Source organism: Ottowia sp. (assembly GCF_016703145.1).
Classification (GTDB): domain Bacteria; phylum Pseudomonadota; class Gammaproteobacteria; order Burkholderiales; family Burkholderiaceae_C; genus Ottowia.
On the sequence record NZ_JADJCO010000005.1, the window covers coordinates 1127498 to 1142368 of the forward strand.

Here is a 14871-nt window from a genome sequence, read left to right on the forward strand (position 1 = left end):
CGAATTTCGTGGTATCTGATACCATGACGGCATGCTCATCGAACGCCCCCGCCTGGCCGGCCAGCTTGCCGGTCTGCTGGCGTCGTTCCGTGCGGTCGAGTTGGTCGGCCCCCGGCAGGTAGGCAAGACCACGCTGGCACGGCGGTTCATCGACGTCGGCAGCCCCCACTACTTCGATCTCGAGGACCCCGTCTCGCGCCAGCGGCTGGCCGACCCGATGAGCACCCTGGCCGACATGCAGGGCCTGATCGTCATCGACGAGATCCAGCACCTGCCCACGCTGCCCGAGACCCTGCGCGTGCTCATGGACCGGCCCGAGCGCATGCACCAGAGCGGCCAGTACCTGCTGCTGGGCAGCGCGTCGCCGCGCGTGATGCACAAGAGCGAATCCCTGCTGGGCCGCGCGGCCACGCTGGAAGTGACCGGCTTCGACATCAGCGAAGTGGGCGCCGGCGCGCCGGCCATGCAGCAGCTGTGGCTGCGCGGCGGGTACCCGGCCGCCTTCCTCGCGCCGAACGACCTGGTCAGCACCCAGTGGCGCAACGACGCCATCCTGCGCCACGTGAGCGGCGACCTTCCCCTGCTCGGCATGAACGCGCCCGCGCCACTCATGACGCGCTTCTGGCAGATGCTGGCGCACTACCACGGACAGATCTGGAACGCGGCCGAGCCCGCGCGCTCGCTGGGCATCTCCGAGCCCACGGTGCGCCGCTACCTGGATTACCTGACGCAGACCTTCATGGTGCGCCAGTTGCAGCCCTGGCACGAGAACGTCGGCAAGCGCCAGGTCAAGGCGCCCAAGATCTACCTCGCCGACAGCGGCCTGCTGCATGCGCTGCTGGGGATCCGCCACCTGCCGCAACTGCTGGCGCACCCCTTGAGCGGCGCCAGTTGGGAAGGCTTTGCGCTGGAACAGGTGCTGCGCATCGCCCAGCCCGACCAGGCGTTCTTCTGGGCCACCCATCAGGGCGCGGAACTGGACCTGCTGCTGTTCAAGGACGGCCGGCGCGTGGGCGTGGAGTTCAAGCGCAGCGATGCGCCCAAGCTCACGCCCAGCATGCGCATCGCGCTGGAAGATCTGCGGCTCGATGCGCTGTACGTGGTCTATCCGGGCCCGCACCGCTACGCGCTGGCGCCGCGCGTCGAGGCCGTGCCGCTGACCGCGCTGTTGGCGCAAGCTGATTCCAATGGTTTGAAACCAGGTGTCGCCGTGTACGCCAACAACACAAAAACGCAAGTGAGGGAAGACTCGATGCCAACACCTTGGGCCCATTCCGGCGGGCATCTGCTGGCCGATCATTTGCGAGCCGTCGCCCGTGCTGCCGCTGCCTTCGCGGCCGCCCTGGACAGCGGGAGCACCGCCGGCCCCTGGGCGCATGCCGCTGGCCTGTGGCACGACCTGGGCAAATACCGGCCCGGTTTTCAGCGCTATGTGCGGCTGGCCGACAACCCCGATGCGCACATCGAAGGCAAGTTGGCGGGACGCGAGAAAACCCATTCAGCCGCTGGGGCTCTGTGGGCCATCCAGCGGTTCAATAAGCCCAATCAACCCTACGGCCACATCCTGGCCTACCTCATCGCGGGTCACCATGCCGGACTGGACGATTGGAATGGCGGGCTGAACGAACGGCTGCAAGGCGAAGACGCTCAACAGGAGCTTGCGGACGCCCTGGCGGCCCAGCCCCCATCCGAGCTGCTGGTGCATGACGATCTGGCGACGCACATTCCCGGCGGCGCGGCGGGTTTTGCGCTGTGGGTGCGCCTGCTGTTCTCCTGCCTGGTGGATGCCGATTTTCTGGACACCGAAGCGCACTTTGACGCGGGCAAGCCTGCCCGCCGCGAAGGCTTTCCCACGCTGGCGCAGATGCGGCGGGCTTTCGATGCGCACATGGCCGCGCTGCCCGTGGCCAGCACGCCCGTCAATGCCTTGCGCGCCGACATCTTGCGCCAGTGCCGGGCCAAGGCGGAGCTGCCGCCGGGCTTTTTCTCGCTCACCGTGCCCACGGGCGGCGGCAAAACCCTCTCCAGCCTGGCGTTCGCTCTGGAACATGCGCGGGCGCATGGCAAGCGCCGCGTGATTTACGCCATTCCCTACACCAGCATCATCGAGCAGACGGCGGATGTGTTTCGCCAGGTGTTCGAGGTCCTGGGGGACGAGGTGCTGATCGAACATCACAGCCAGGCCGATGCCGCCGAGAAAGACGAAACCGCGCGCAGCCGCCTGGCCTGCGAGAACTGGGATGCGCCGCTGGTCGTCACCACCAACGTGCAGTTGTTCGAGTCGCTCTTCGCCGCCAAGACCTCGCGCTGCCGCAAGCTGCACAACATTGCGGGCAGCGTCATCGTGCTGGACGAAGCGCAGCAACTGCCGCCCGCCTTCCTGCAGCCCATCCTGGACGTGCTCAACCTGCTGGTGGCGCACTACGGCGTCACGGTGGTGCTTTGCACCGCCACTCAGCCTGCGCTGAACAGCACCCGCTACTTCGATGCCAGCAAGAACCTGCGCGGACTGGAAAACGTGCGCGAGATCATCGACGACCCCGATGCGTTGTTCGAGGCCCTGAAGCGCGTGCAGGTCGAGCTGCCGACCGACTGGACTGCCCCCACCGCATGGGCCGACGTCGCGGCGCAGCTCAGCGTTGAAGACTGTGTCCTCGCCATCGTCAACACCCGCAAGGCCGCGCGCGAACTGCACCGCCTGATGCCCGAAGGCACCCTGCACCTGTCGGCCCTGATGTGCGGCGCGCACCGCAAGGACGTCATTGCGCAAATCAAGGAGCGCCTGAAGGCCAGGCGCGAGGGGTGTGACCCTCGGCCGCTGCGCGTCGTCAGCACGCAACTGGTGGAGGCCGGGGTGGACATCGACTTCCCCGTGGTCTACCGCGCCCTGGCCGGGCTCGACTCCATTGCCCAGGCCGCAGGCCGCTGCAACCGTGAAGGACGCTTGGAAGGCAAAGGGCGCGTGGTGGTGTTCGTGCCGCCGGAGAAACCACCCGTGGGCCATTTGCGCAAGGGCGCCGATGCCTGCATTGCCACGCTGCACGGACAAGCGCACGACCCGCTGGCGCGTGGCCTGTTTGAGCGCTACTTCAAGGAGTTTTACCACTCCGTCGATCTGGACAGCCACGGCATCGTGGATCTGCTCAAGGTGGAGCCGCGCACGTTGGCGGTGAAGTTCCGCTCTGCCGCCGAGGCGTTCCGGCTGATCGACGACGAAGACAAGGCCACGGTGGTGGTGCGCTATGCACCGCAGCACGATGAAATCGACAAGCTGCTGGGCATCCTCGCGGCAGAAGGCCCGCAGCGCTGGCTGATGCGCAAGCTGCAGCGCTACACGGTCAGCATCCCGAAACGGGAGGCTGACAAGATGCTGGCGCAAGGCAGCGTGACCCTGCCCATGCCAGGCTTGTATGCCATGGTAAATACTGATAATTTATACAGTAATATTCTGAGGCTGGTGGACGACGACAACCTCTTCAACCCCAGCGGCTTTGCCTTGTGAAGGAGCCCCATGTCCCCTCGCTTTTGCCTTGAAGTCGCAGGCCCTTTCGCCTGCTTCACCCGCCCGGAGATGAAGGTGGAGCGCGTCTCCTACGACGTGATGACGCCCTCCGCCGCCCGCGCCGTGTTCGAGTCCATTCTGTGGAAGCCCGCCATCCGCTGGCGCGTGCAGCGCATCGAGGTGCTCAAGCCCATCCGTTTCATCAACCTGCGGCGCAACGAAGTCAGCGCCGTGGTGTCCACGCGCAACGTGCAGCAGGCCATGGCGGCGGGCAGCGGCACGCTGGGCCTGTACATCGAAGACGAGCGCCAGCAGCGCGCGGGCTACTTTTTGCGCGACGTGGCCTATCGCATCCATGCCGACCTGTCGCTGGCGCTGGGCTGCACCGAGCCCTTGATGAAGTACACCGAAATGTTCACCCGCCGTGCCAGCAAGGGCCAGTGCGTGAACCAGCCCTACCTGGGCTGCCGCGAGTTCGCGGCGGACTTCCGGCTGGTTACGGCCGATTCGCTGCCTGCCACGCCCATCCCCGACACGCGCGAACTGGGCTGGATGCTGCACGACCTGGACTTCACCCGCCCCGCCGACCCGCAGCCGCGCTTCTTCAACGCCCGGATGGAGCGCGGCGTGGTGCAGGTTCCTGCGTTTGAGGAGGCACGCGGATGATTTTGCAATCACTTCGGGACTACTACGCTCGAGCACAGCTTTCGCCGCCAGGCTGGGAGTTGAAGGCGATTCCTTTTTTTGTTGTCCTGCAACCTGATGGCTGCGTGGTTAGCGTTGTTTCTCGTGTTGACAAAGACAACCCTCGCGGCAGCCCAGTTTTGGTGCCTCAGTCAGAAATTCGCTCTGGAAAGAATGCTTGGGCTCAACCAAATTTACTTTGGGATCACTACGGATTTGTTTTGGGGGAGCCAAAGCGCAAACCTAACGGGGAAATGGATCCATCGGACACCTATGAAAAGGCCGAGAGGCAACGGGGTGCCTTTGTTGAGCGCATTGAGTCTTTGCGGCTGAAATACCCCGAGTCGCGAGGGTTGATCGCAGTATCAAATTTTTATGCACGTGGTGAATACAAAAAAATTTTTGCACGACCCGATGCAGTCGAAATAGCGAAGATCCCTGGTGCCAACCTGACGTTCAGACTTTTTGATGAGATTGAACCTGTATTGCATGAAGCCTGGATACAGAAGCTGATATCAAGCGATGCGCCTTCCTCTGAAGATATTGATACGAACGATGTTGCAAAGTCCGCAATTTGCTTAGCCACAGGAGATCATACAGAAATCGCTCGATTGCACCCCAAAATCTATCGGGTGTGTTCAAAACCAACAGCACTTGCTGCGGCCAATTCGAAAGAGGCTCCTGCCTACTCTTCGTACGGTAAAGATCAGGGCTTTATTTTTCCCATTGGAAAATCGGCCGCCTTCGCCTACGCCACCGCCCTGAACTACCTGCTGCGCAAGGACTCGCCCCAGCGTATGCAGGTGGGCGACGCCTCCACCGTGTTCTGGGCCGAACGGCAAGACCCGTTCGAGAGCATCTTTGGCGATATCTTCCAGGACAACCCCGACGCCAGCACCGCCGCCGTGCGCGCGTTGCTCGACGCCGTGCACAGCGGCCACTGGGGGCCGTCGGACGAAACCCTGCGCTACCACGTGCTGGGCCTCGCGCCCAACGCGGCGCGCATCAGCATCCGCTTCTACCACTGCGTCACCCTGCGCGAACTGGGCCAGCGCATCGCGCAGCACTTTGAGGATTTGTCGCTGGCGCGCGGGCCGAACGACCCGCAGTACCCCAGCTTGAAACGCCTGCTGCAAGCAGTTTGTCTGACCACTAAAACGCAGCCCTTTGGTGATATTGATCGTCTTCCGCCTGCCCTGGGCGGCGCGGTGGTGGACGCCATCCTGGCCGGGCCGGATGTCCCTTACCCCAGCCTCTGGCTCAACGCCGCCGTGGGCCGTTGCCGGGCCGAGCGGGCCGTCAACTATCTGCGCGCCGCGGCCATCAAGGCGTGCCTCAACCGCCAGATCCGTTTTCGCCACGGCACAGAAAAGGAGTTTCTGCCCATGCTCGACCTCAGCAACACGCACCCGGCCTACCGGCTGGGGCGGCTCTTCGCGGTGCTGGAAAAAATCCAGGAAGAAGCCAGCGGCGGCGGCCTCAATGCCACCATCCGCGACCGCTACTACGGCGCGGCCTCCAGCACGCCGGTGGCGGTGTTCACCACCGTGCTGCGCTTGAAGAACGCGCACTTGAAGAAGCTGGCACCGGGGCGCGTAGCCTGGTTTGAAAAATTACTGGGCGAGGTGCTTGGCCCGTTGAGCGATTTTCCCAAACACCTGCCCTTGCCCGACCAAGGCCGCTTTGCGCTGGGCTACTACCACCAGCGCCAGGACTTTTTCACCCGCAAACCCCAAGACACCCCGGATACCCCCGAAGGAGAACCCGCATGAGCCTTGCCCACCGCTACGACTTTGTCCTGATTTTCGACGTGAAGGACGGCAACCCCAACGGTGACCCCGATGCAGGCAACATGCCGCGCCTCGATGCCGAATCCGGCCACGGGTTGGTGACCGATGTATCCCTCAAGCGCAAGGTGCGCAACTTCGTCGGCCTGGTCAAGGAGCAGGAAGAGCGCGCGCCCGTCGATGGCGAAAAGCGCTTTGAAATCTATGTGCGTGAAAAGGCCATCCTGAACCACCAGAACCAGCGTGCCTATTCAGCGCTCAATCTGGCTGTGGCGCCCGAGGAGCAAGCGCAAGCAGCTACAGAAAACGAAGCAACCGACGCAAAGAAAAAGAAGCCCGCCAAAGACAAGCGCAAGGGCAGTGCCGACGAGGTGGCGCTGGCGCGGCAATGGATGTGCCAGAACTTCTTCGACGTGCGCACCTTTGGCGCGGTAATGTCCACGGGGGTGAACTGCGGCCAGGTGCGCGGCCCGGTGCAGCTGACCTTTGCGCGTTCGGTCGAACCCATCGTGGCGCTGGAGCATTCCATCACCCGCATGGCGGTTGCAACAGAGGCCGAGGCCGAGAAGCAGCAGGGCGATAACCGCACCATGGGCCGCAAGCACACCGTGCCCTATGGCGTGTACGTGGCCCATGGCTTCGTCTCCTCCTTCCTGGCGAGGCAGACCGGCTTCGGCGCGGACGACCTGGAACTGCTGTGGCAGGCGCTGGGCCAGATGTTCGAGCACGACCGCTCCGCCGCCCGGGGCGAAATGGCTACGCGCGGGCTGTACGTCTTCCAGCACGACAGCGAGCTGGGCAACGCCCCGGCCCATGCCCTGTTCGAGCGCCTGGCGATCACGCCGAAAGAAGCTGGCGCGGTGGCGCGCAGCTTTGACGCCTACAGCGTGGGCTTTGACAGTCGGGGGCTGGACATCGGCGAGACAGTGCAGGCTGCTCCAGGAGTCAAGCTCACGCGCAAGTTCTGAACGTGGGCGCGCGGAGGCCATCGTGCAAACCTTCCCCACCGACTTTGAAGGCCAGTCCATCCGCCGCCTGTACGACGAGGCCACCGATACCTGGTGGTTCTCCGTCGTCGACGTGGTGCAGGTGCTGACACAGCAGCCGGACGACCTCACGGCGCGCAAGTACTGGAATCAGCTCAAGCGCCGCCTGGCAGCGGAAGGCAGTCAACTGGTGAAAGGCTGTCACCAGTTGAAGATGCGCGCCGCTGATGACAAGCAGCGCCTGACCGACTGCGCCACTACCCCAAGGGGCTGGCGAGCCACAACCTGCGTGACCACATGAGCGAGGCCGAACTCATCTTCACCGCGCTGGCCGAACTTTCCACCCGCCAGATTGCCGAGCGCCAGCGCGCCACCGGCATGGCCGAGAACAAGGGCGCCGCGCGAGCCGGTGGTCGCATCGCCCGCCAGGCGCGCCGGCCACTCGAGAGCCAGACCGGCAGGCCCGTGGTCACGTCGGCCAACTACCTGCCGCCTGGTGCGCCGCCGCCACCCGCCAAGCTGGCCGTGCCCGCCGTCAAACCCCGCCGCGCCAGGAAGCCCTGATCGCATGGATGCCTCCGAACCCATCGCTTTGTCCGCTCTGCAACACTGGCAATACTGCCCGCGCCAGTGCGGCCTGATCCATCTGGAGCAGGTATTCGACGACAACGTCCACACCCTGCGCGGCCAGGCTGTCCATGCCCGCACCGACCGACCCGGCGTGGAAACCGCCAAAGGCGTGCGCGTGGAGCGTGCCCTGCCGCTGTGGCACGACGCGCTGGGGCTGATCGGCAAGTCCGACGTGGTGGAGTTCCTTCCCGACGGCACGCCCTACCCTGTGGAATACAAACACGGTAGCCGCCACAAGGCTAATGACATCGCCGCCTGCGACGATCTGCAACTGGCCGCGCAAGCCTTGTGCCTGGAAGCCATGACGGGCCGGACCGTGCCCGAAGGGGCGCTGTACTACGCCAGCTCCAAGCGCCGCCGCGTCCTGCCCATCACCGCCGCGCTGCGCGCTCAGGTCGCAGACGCCGCCCAGGCAGTCCGCCAGATGCTCTCCAGCGGCCAACTGCCGCCGCCCCTGTGGGGCGAACAGGCCAGCCGGCGCTGCAAGGCGTGCTCATTGCAAGAACGCTGCCAGCCCCAAGCCACGCACGCCGCATTGGCCGTGGCCAGAAAAACCCTGTTCGACCCGGACGCATGAGGCCCGGCAAGACTCTGGACTGCACGCCATGCAACTGCTCAACACCCTCTATGTCACCCTGCCCGATGCCTGGCTGCGCCTGGACAACGACACCCTGCGCGTGGAAGTGGAGCGTGAAACCCGCTTGCGTGTGCCGCTGCACCACCTCGGTGCCGTGGTCTGTTTTGGCCATACGAGCCTGTCGGCCCCGCTCATGCACCGGCTGGCTGACGAGGGCATCGCTCTGGTGCTGCTGGATGACAACGGGCGCTTCAAGGCGCGGCTGGAAGGCACCGAGAGCGGCAATGTGCTGCTGCGGCAGGCACAGTTCCAGCGCCTTTCCGACACTGCCTTCACCCTGGACATGGCGCGCGCCTGCGTCGCTGGGAAAATCAAGAATGCACGCCAGGTTCTGCAACGTGGCGCTCGCGAAGCCAAGTCGCAAGACGAAGCCACCCGCCTGGTGCGCCTGGCGGCTGATCTGGCCGCCAGCCTGCGTGCGTTGCCGCAAAGCGAGACCCTGGACCAGGTGCGCGGCCTGGAAGGCGAGGCTGCGCGTCAATACTTCAGCGGCCTGAACCTGCTGCTGCGGCCAGACCAGCGCGAGGCATTTGCGCTGGACGGACGCACCCGCCGACCACCGCGTGACCGCATCAACGCCCTGCTGTCCTTCCTCTATGCCATGTGGATGAATGATTGCCGCAGCGCGTTGGAGGCTGCGGGGCTCGATCCCCAAGCCGGCTTTTTACACGCCCTGCGCCCCGGCCGCGCGGCCCTGGCGCTGGACCTGATGGAAGAGTTCCGCCCCTGGGCCGACCGCCTGGCACTGACGCTCATCAACCGTGGGCAACTCCAGGCCCGTGATTTCGTGTTGCGCGAAGGCGGTGGCGTGGCGCTACAGCCCGATGCGCGCAAGGCCGTGGTCGTCGCTTTCCAGGAACGCAAAAAGGACGAAATCACCCACCCCCTGCTGGCACAACCCGTGCCCTTGGGCCTGGTCCCCTTGGTGCAGGCTCGCCTGCTGGCGCGTGCCGTTCGTGAGGACGGCGCACCCTATATACCCTTCGTCGCCCGGTAGAAGGTCAAACATGCTGGTGCTTGTCTGCTACGACGTGAATACCGAAACCTCTGCCGGACGCCGCCGTCTGCGCCGTGTGGCGAAGGTCTGCGAGAGCACTGGGCAACGGGTGCAGAAGTCGGTTTTCGAATGCCAATTGGACGTGGCGCAGTTCGAAACCTTGGAGGGACGCCTGCTGGCGGAAATCGATCCTTCGCAAGACTGCCTGCGGCTGTATCGCATACCTGGCGCTCGCGGCTTTCAGGTGGCCGAGCATGGTCAGTTCAAGGCGCTGGATTTCGACGGACCGCTGGTGTTGTAGCAAGCCGGATTGGGGGCTTGGCGCACCCCGCGCCACTGCTCTCCGTGCGTGATAAGCTGATCTGCGCGAACCTCAAGTGATGCCTTGTCATCCGTCGGGTTCGCGCACTTGGTAAGTGCTGGTTGTGCTTGATGTTTCAGGAATTCCTTCGCATAGCAAACTCTTGGCTGGACAGGCCGCTGTGAACGTTCGCGCGAACACTGAAGATTTTGCAATCATCACTACAACTTGCGTATCAAGCGCACCGCTCGCCAGCGATGGCGGGCGTGGATTGAAACAACGATGTGCTGTCGCACCATCCGCTAACGGTGGGCACCGCTCGCCAGCGATGGCGGGCGTGGATTGAAACACGATCACCATCGGCACCAAGCCGGTGACGGCGGCGCACCGCTCGCCAGCGATGGCGGGCGTGGATTGAAACATACCATCACCAGTCGTGCGGGACGAGCCTCGCCGCACCGCTCGCCAGCGATGGCGGGCGTGGATTGAAACCAGACCAGGTAGGCCGCCTGCAGCAGCACGAAGAGCACCGCTCGCCAGCGATGGCGGGCGTGGATTGAAACTACGCCGACCTGTTCCTGATGTTGTACGCCCGGGGGCACCGCTCGCCAGCGATGGCGGGCGTGGATTGAAAACAAGGGGGCCAAGCCGACAAAATCCGGCCGCAAGCACCGCTCGCCAGCGATGGCGGGCGTGGATTGAAACACCCCGCCCGAGGGCGGCGCCCTGGACAGCGCCAGCACCGCTCGCCAGCGATGGCGGGCGTGGATTGAAACTGCGTTACTGCCAGTCTGCCCTCAGTCCAATCCGGCACCGCTCGCCAGCGATGGCGGGCGTGGATTGAAACACGATCACCATCGGCACCAAGCCGGTGACGGCGGGCACCGCTCGCCAGCGATGGCGGGCGTGGATTGAAACGGCCTGCACGTGCGCGACTGGCGCTACGCGGTGCGCACCGCTCGCCAGCGATGGCGGGCGTGGATTGAAACATCGCGCTGCGCCGCCGGATTTCTTGGTCATGCAGCGCACCGCTCGCCAGCGATGGCGGGCGTGGATTGAAACAGCCCAACGGTTGTCCACGTCGCGGCACTGATGGCGCACCGCTCGCCAGCGATGGCGGGCGTGGATTGAAACGAATCCACTGGGGCGTGTGATGCTGAGCGCAGGCGGCACCGCTCGCCAGCGATGGCGGGCGTGGATTGAAACCAGGCTTACATCGTCACCGTCTCGCTCACGACGGTGCACCGCTCGCCAGCGATGGCGGGCGTGGATTGAAACCTTGGTTTGCCTGCCGGCGCTGCCAGCTTCGATAGCACCGCTCGCCAGCGATGGCGGGCGTGGATTGAAACAAGAACGGCCTGATGCAGACCGTCGCCTTCAGCGGCACCGCTCGCCAGCGATGGCGGGCGTGGATTGAAACTCGCTCAGGGCGTTGACGGCGGCCGGAGTTTCATCGCACCGCTCGCCAGCGATGGCGGGCGTGGATTGAAACTCGCGCACGCGGCAGTCGTCGCGCGAATAGATGCCGCACCGCTCGCCAGCGATGGCGGGCGTGGATTGAAACGTCAACATCGAAAACGGCTGGGCCGGCGCCGTCAAGGCACCGCTCGCCAGCGATGGCGGGCGTGGATTGAAACTACATGAGCTGGATCGCATGGACCTCGATGGCGAGGCACCGCTCGCCAGCGATGGCGGGCGTGGATTGAAACTCGCTGGAGAAATGGCTCTCCGCCACCGGCAAGAAGCACCGCTCGCCAGCGATGGCGGGCGTGGATTGAAACACGGTGGCCGCCGCGGCCGCCGCAGCGCTCGCCGCACCGCTCGCCAGCGATGGCGGGCGTGGATTGAAACGCCCCCGTCCCGGTGACCTTCACCGGCCCCGATGGCGCACCGCTCGCCAGCGATGGCGGGCGTGGATTGAAACGCGCTGATACGCGCCATCGATGATGAGCTGTGTAGCACCGCTCGCCAGCGATGGCGGGCGTGGATTGAAACTGCGCAGGCTTCGGCTGCACTGCCCGCGTGTCGCCGCACCGCTCGCCAGCGATGGCGGGCGTGGATTGAAACTGGGCGAGCAAGAGCGCATGCTCAAGCGCGGTGCCGGGCACCGCTCGCCAGCGATGGCGGGCGTGGATTGAAACTTGGCGTCCTCGTGCGCGAGGACCATCTGGCCGATGCACCGCTCGCCAGCGATGGCGGGCGTGGATTGAAACGACCGCGGCCTGCAGGCCGCCCGCGCGTTGGCCGGCACCGCTCGCCAGCGATGGCGGGCGTGGATTGAAACTGTTCGATCTCGCGCAACGAGGCCTGCAGCTCGTTGCACCGCTCGCCAGCGATGGCGGGCGTGGATTGAAACTACATGAGCCGGGCGCATGGACTTCGATGGCGAGGCACCGCTCGCCAGCGATGGCGGGCGTGGATTGAAACTTCAACAAGGTGCCGACCACCACCAAGGACCAGGAGGCACCGCTCGCCAGCGATGGCGGGCGTGGATTGAAACCCTAATTCGCGGACTCGATCTGCGCGCACCCAGAGCACCGCTCGCCAGCGATGGCGGGCGTGGATTGAAACTTCAACAAGGTGCCGACCACCACCAAGGACCAGGAGGCACCGCTCGCCAGCGATGGCGGGCGTGGATTGAAACAGCCTCGGCGCGCTCTTCGAATTCGCGCCGGCCGGCACCGCTCGCCAGCGATGGCGGGCGTGGATTGAAACTGGGTCATCTGCGAATAGAAGGCCGCGCGGGCGGGCACCGCTCGCCAGCGATGGCGGGCGTGGATTGAAACTACATGAGCTGGATCGCATGGACCTCGATGGCGAGCACCGCTCGCCAGCGATGGCGGGCGTGGATTGAAACTTGAAGGTGCCGCTGGAAGCGCCTTCGGCCGACGCACCGCTCGCCAGCGATGGCGGGCGTGGATTGAAACGCCAAGCTCGCCCCCTGATGACTCCCGCCCCTCGCACCGCTCGCCAGCGATGGCGGGCGTGGATTGAAACAAGTTGACCGACGCGATGAAGGCCCAGGCCGAAGGCACCGCTCGCCAGCGATGGCGGGCGTGGATTGAAACGCGGCGCAAGCTGGTACGGCAACGGGGACTGGAGCGCACCGCTCGCCAGCGATGGCGGGCGTGGATTGAAACAGCGCGTCGCTGCTGCTCGCACCTGACCACCCCGGCACCGCTCGCCAGCGATGGCGGGCGTGGATTGAAACACCCGCGCGCAGTGCGACGAGATGCTGTACCGCGGCACCGCTCGCCAGCGATGGCGGGCGTGGATTGAAACAACGCGCGGGCGGTGGCGGCGGCTACGCGGCCACGCACCGCTCGCCAGCGATGGCGGGCGTGGATTGAAACGACTACTTGAGGGTGCGCGTGACGCTGCGCGGCGCACCGCTCGCCAGCGATGGCGGGCGTGGATTGAAACACGGCGGCGGGCGACGGCTACACGCAGAACGCGGGCACCGCTCGCCAGCGATGGCGGGCGTGGATTGAAACAAGCGGCGCCATGAGGTACGGCGCGCCGCCGATCGCACCGCTCGCCAGCGATGGCGGGCGTGGATTGAAACGCCCCCGTCCCGGTGACCTTCACCGGCCCCGATGGGCACCGCTCGCCAGCGATGGCGGGCGTGGATTGAAACAAGCTGGGCGCTCGCCCCAAGACTTTCGCCCCCGCACCGCTCGCCAGCGATGGCGGGCGTGGATTGAAACGAGGACATCCGCGTGATGGCGGCGGCGGCGCTGGCGCACCGCTCGCCAGCGATGGCGGGCGTGGATTGAAACGCCAAGCTCGCCCCCTGATGACTCCCGCCCCTCGCGCACCGCTCGCCAGCGATGGCGGGCGTGGATTGAAACAGGTCAACGCGGGCGGTGGCGGCGCTGGGGCATAGCACCGCTCGCCAGCGATGGCGGGCGTGGATTGAAACTTGATATCCGCGCCATCATGACCGGCGGCGTGGGGGGCACCGCTCGCCAGCGATGGCGGGCGTGGATTGAAACTGTACCGTGTCTCCTGGAACGAGTCCAGGGCGCCGCACCGCTCGCCAGCGATGGCGGGCGTGGATTGAAACTGCGCCAGCGCGGCATGGGCGTCGAGGGCGGTGGCACCGCTCGCCAGCGATGGCGGGCGTGGATTGAAACACCCAGTCGGGGACGAGCTGGGTGCAGAAGGCGGCGCACCGCTCGCCAGCGATGGCGGGCGTGGATTGAAACGAGCACGAGGGCCTGACCGCCGGCCAGGCCATGGCGCACCGCTCGCCAGCGATGGCGGGCGTGGATTGAAACAAGGCGCAGATCGACGATGAGGAATTCGACCGCGGCACCGCTCGCCAGCGATGGCGGGCGTGGATTGAAACACGGTGGCCGCCGCGGCCGCCGCAGCGCTCGCCGGCACCGCTCGCCAGCGATGGCGGGCGTGGATTGAAACTGGCCGGCGGCGCGGCGGCCCTGGCCGTCGCCGCGCACCGCTCGCCAGCGATGGCGGGCGTGGATTGAAACCACGTCGCCATCGTGGAAGGCCGCCCCGTGGCCTGGCACCGCTCGCCAGCGATGGCGGGCGTGGATTGAAACGCGTTGCTCGACACCAAGAGCCTGGCCGCCGGCGCACCGCTCGCCAGCGATGGCGGGCGTGGATTAAAACGTACTCCAGCACACCGGCACGCTGGGCCGCATCGTGGCACCGCTCGCCAGCGATGGCGGGCGTGGATTGAAACACGGCGGTGGCCGTGGTCAACGGCGTGCGCCGCCGCACCGCTCGCCAGCGATGGCGGGCGTGGATTGAAACGCCATCGGGGCCGGTGAAAGTCACCGGGACGGGGGGCACCGCTCGCCAGCGATGGCGGGCGTGGATTGAAACCGTCTGTGCCCGTGGGCTGACCTGCTGGTCGCCAGCACCGCTCGCCAGCGATGGCGGGCGTGGATTGAAACGACCTCTACCGATCGACGCAGGCCGTCGGCGACGCGCACCGCTCGCCAGCGATGGCGGGCGTGGATTGAAACGGCATGCTCGATGCCGTGACCCTGGGCCGCTCGCGCACCGCTCGCCAGCGATGGCGGGCGTGGATTGAAACAGGCGGTCGGCATGCCACCAGTGTCCGTATGGCGGGCACCGCTCGCCAGTGATGGCGGGCGCGGATTGAAACCACGCTTGATGCGCAGGTCACCTATCTCTCGCTCGCACCGCTCTCCAGTGATGACGGGCGCGGAGTGAAACAGCCGGGCGATGGCTTGCACTTTCGGCGCGCCGGTGACCTTGGCCAGCGCGTTCAGCTCGGTAGCCACCATGCGCCCGCGCTCCTCGTTGTGAATGGCCACAGCCGTTAGTCCCATCGCAGCTTCGTCGTGTAGCCATG

General features: G+C 65.7%; 9 protein-coding genes and 1 CRISPR repeat array. All 9 genes read left to right on the forward strand.

Translation table 11 applies throughout. The features are described from left to right. Positions 1-31: 31 nt before the first annotated feature. Genes IPG65_RS18365 through cas2 form a run of 9 tightly spaced genes read left to right on the forward strand, consistent with a single transcriptional unit; the run spans position 32 to position 9524 of the window. On the forward strand, positions 32-3502 hold the full coding sequence (locus IPG65_RS18365; protein ID WP_293192600.1) for a CRISPR-associated endonuclease Cas3'': 3471 nt from the start codon (positions 32-34) through the stop codon (positions 3500-3502). A 9-nt stretch (positions 3503-3511) separates the two neighbouring features. Beyond that, positions 3512-4168, forward strand: coding sequence for a type I-C CRISPR-associated protein Cas5c (cas5c, locus tag IPG65_RS18370; RefSeq protein ID WP_293192602.1), 657 nt, complete (start codon positions 3512-3514; stop codon positions 4166-4168). Further along, positions 4165-5958 (forward strand): type I-C CRISPR-associated protein Cas8c/Csd1, encoded by a 1794-nt coding sequence (gene cas8c / locus IPG65_RS18375; protein ID WP_293192604.1) that lies wholly within the window; start codon positions 4165-4167, stop codon positions 5956-5958. Before cas5c ends, cas8c begins: the two co-directional genes overlap by 4 nt. Further along, entirely contained in the window at positions 5955-6941 is a 987-nt protein-coding gene (gene cas7c / locus IPG65_RS18380; protein WP_293192606.1) for a type I-C CRISPR-associated protein Cas7/Csd2, read from the forward strand. The genes cas8c and cas7c overlap by 4 nt, the downstream gene beginning before the upstream one ends. A 22-nt stretch (positions 6942-6963) precedes the next feature. Beyond that, the gene (locus IPG65_RS18385) at positions 6964-7260 is read left to right on the forward strand and encodes a hypothetical protein (RefSeq protein WP_293192608.1); all 297 of its coding nucleotides are present in this window, start codon (positions 6964-6966) and stop codon (positions 7258-7260) included. Continuing rightward, positions 7257-7523, forward strand: coding sequence for a hypothetical protein (locus IPG65_RS18390; RefSeq protein ID WP_293192610.1), 267 nt, complete (start codon positions 7257-7259; stop codon positions 7521-7523). The genes IPG65_RS18385 and IPG65_RS18390 overlap by 4 nt, the downstream gene beginning before the upstream one ends. Positions 7524-7527: 4 nt before the next feature. After that, complete coding sequence (gene cas4, locus IPG65_RS18395; RefSeq protein ID WP_293192611.1) at positions 7528-8166, forward strand: CRISPR-associated protein Cas4; 639 nt, start codon at positions 7528-7530, stop codon at positions 8164-8166. 28 nt (positions 8167-8194) lie between these two features. Then, the gene (gene cas1c / locus IPG65_RS18400; RefSeq protein WP_293192613.1) at positions 8195-9223 is read left to right on the forward strand and encodes a type I-C CRISPR-associated endonuclease Cas1c; all 1029 of its coding nucleotides are present in this window, start codon (positions 8195-8197) and stop codon (positions 9221-9223) included. 10 nt (positions 9224-9233) lie between these two features. Beyond that, the gene (gene cas2 / locus IPG65_RS18405; RefSeq protein WP_293192615.1) at positions 9234-9524 is read left to right on the forward strand and encodes a CRISPR-associated endonuclease Cas2; all 291 of its coding nucleotides are present in this window, start codon (positions 9234-9236) and stop codon (positions 9522-9524) included. A 241-nt stretch (positions 9525-9765) separates the two neighbouring features. Next, a CRISPR array of direct repeats spans positions 9766-14732; the repeat unit is 37 nt; unit sequence GCACCGCTCGCCAGCGATGGCGGGCGTGGATTGAAAC. Positions 14733-14871 lie beyond the last annotated feature (139 nt).

Excerpts from the sequence above, each read along its gene's own strand:
- cas5c (WP_293192602.1), top strand. The coding sequence starts at position 3,512 with ATGTCCCCTCGCTTTTGCCTTGAAGTCGCAGGCCCTTTCGCCTGCTTC.
- cas8c (WP_293192604.1), top strand. The coding sequence starts at position 4,165 with ATGATTTTGCAATCACTTCGGGACTACTACGCTCGAGCACAGCTTTCG.
- IPG65_RS18365 (WP_293192600.1), top strand. The coding sequence starts at position 32 with ATGCTCATCGAACGCCCCCGCCTGGCCGGCCAGCTTGCCGGTCTGCTG.
- cas2 (WP_293192615.1), top strand. The coding sequence starts at position 9,234 with ATGCTGGTGCTTGTCTGCTACGACGTGAATACCGAAACCTCTGCCGGA.
- cas1c (WP_293192613.1), top strand. The coding sequence starts at position 8,195 with ATGCAACTGCTCAACACCCTCTATGTCACCCTGCCCGATGCCTGGCTG.
- IPG65_RS18390 (WP_293192610.1), top strand. The coding sequence starts at position 7,257 with ATGAGCGAGGCCGAACTCATCTTCACCGCGCTGGCCGAACTTTCCACC.
- cas4 (WP_293192611.1), top strand. The coding sequence starts at position 7,528 with ATGGATGCCTCCGAACCCATCGCTTTGTCCGCTCTGCAACACTGGCAA.
- cas7c (WP_293192606.1), top strand. The coding sequence starts at position 5,955 with ATGAGCCTTGCCCACCGCTACGACTTTGTCCTGATTTTCGACGTGAAG.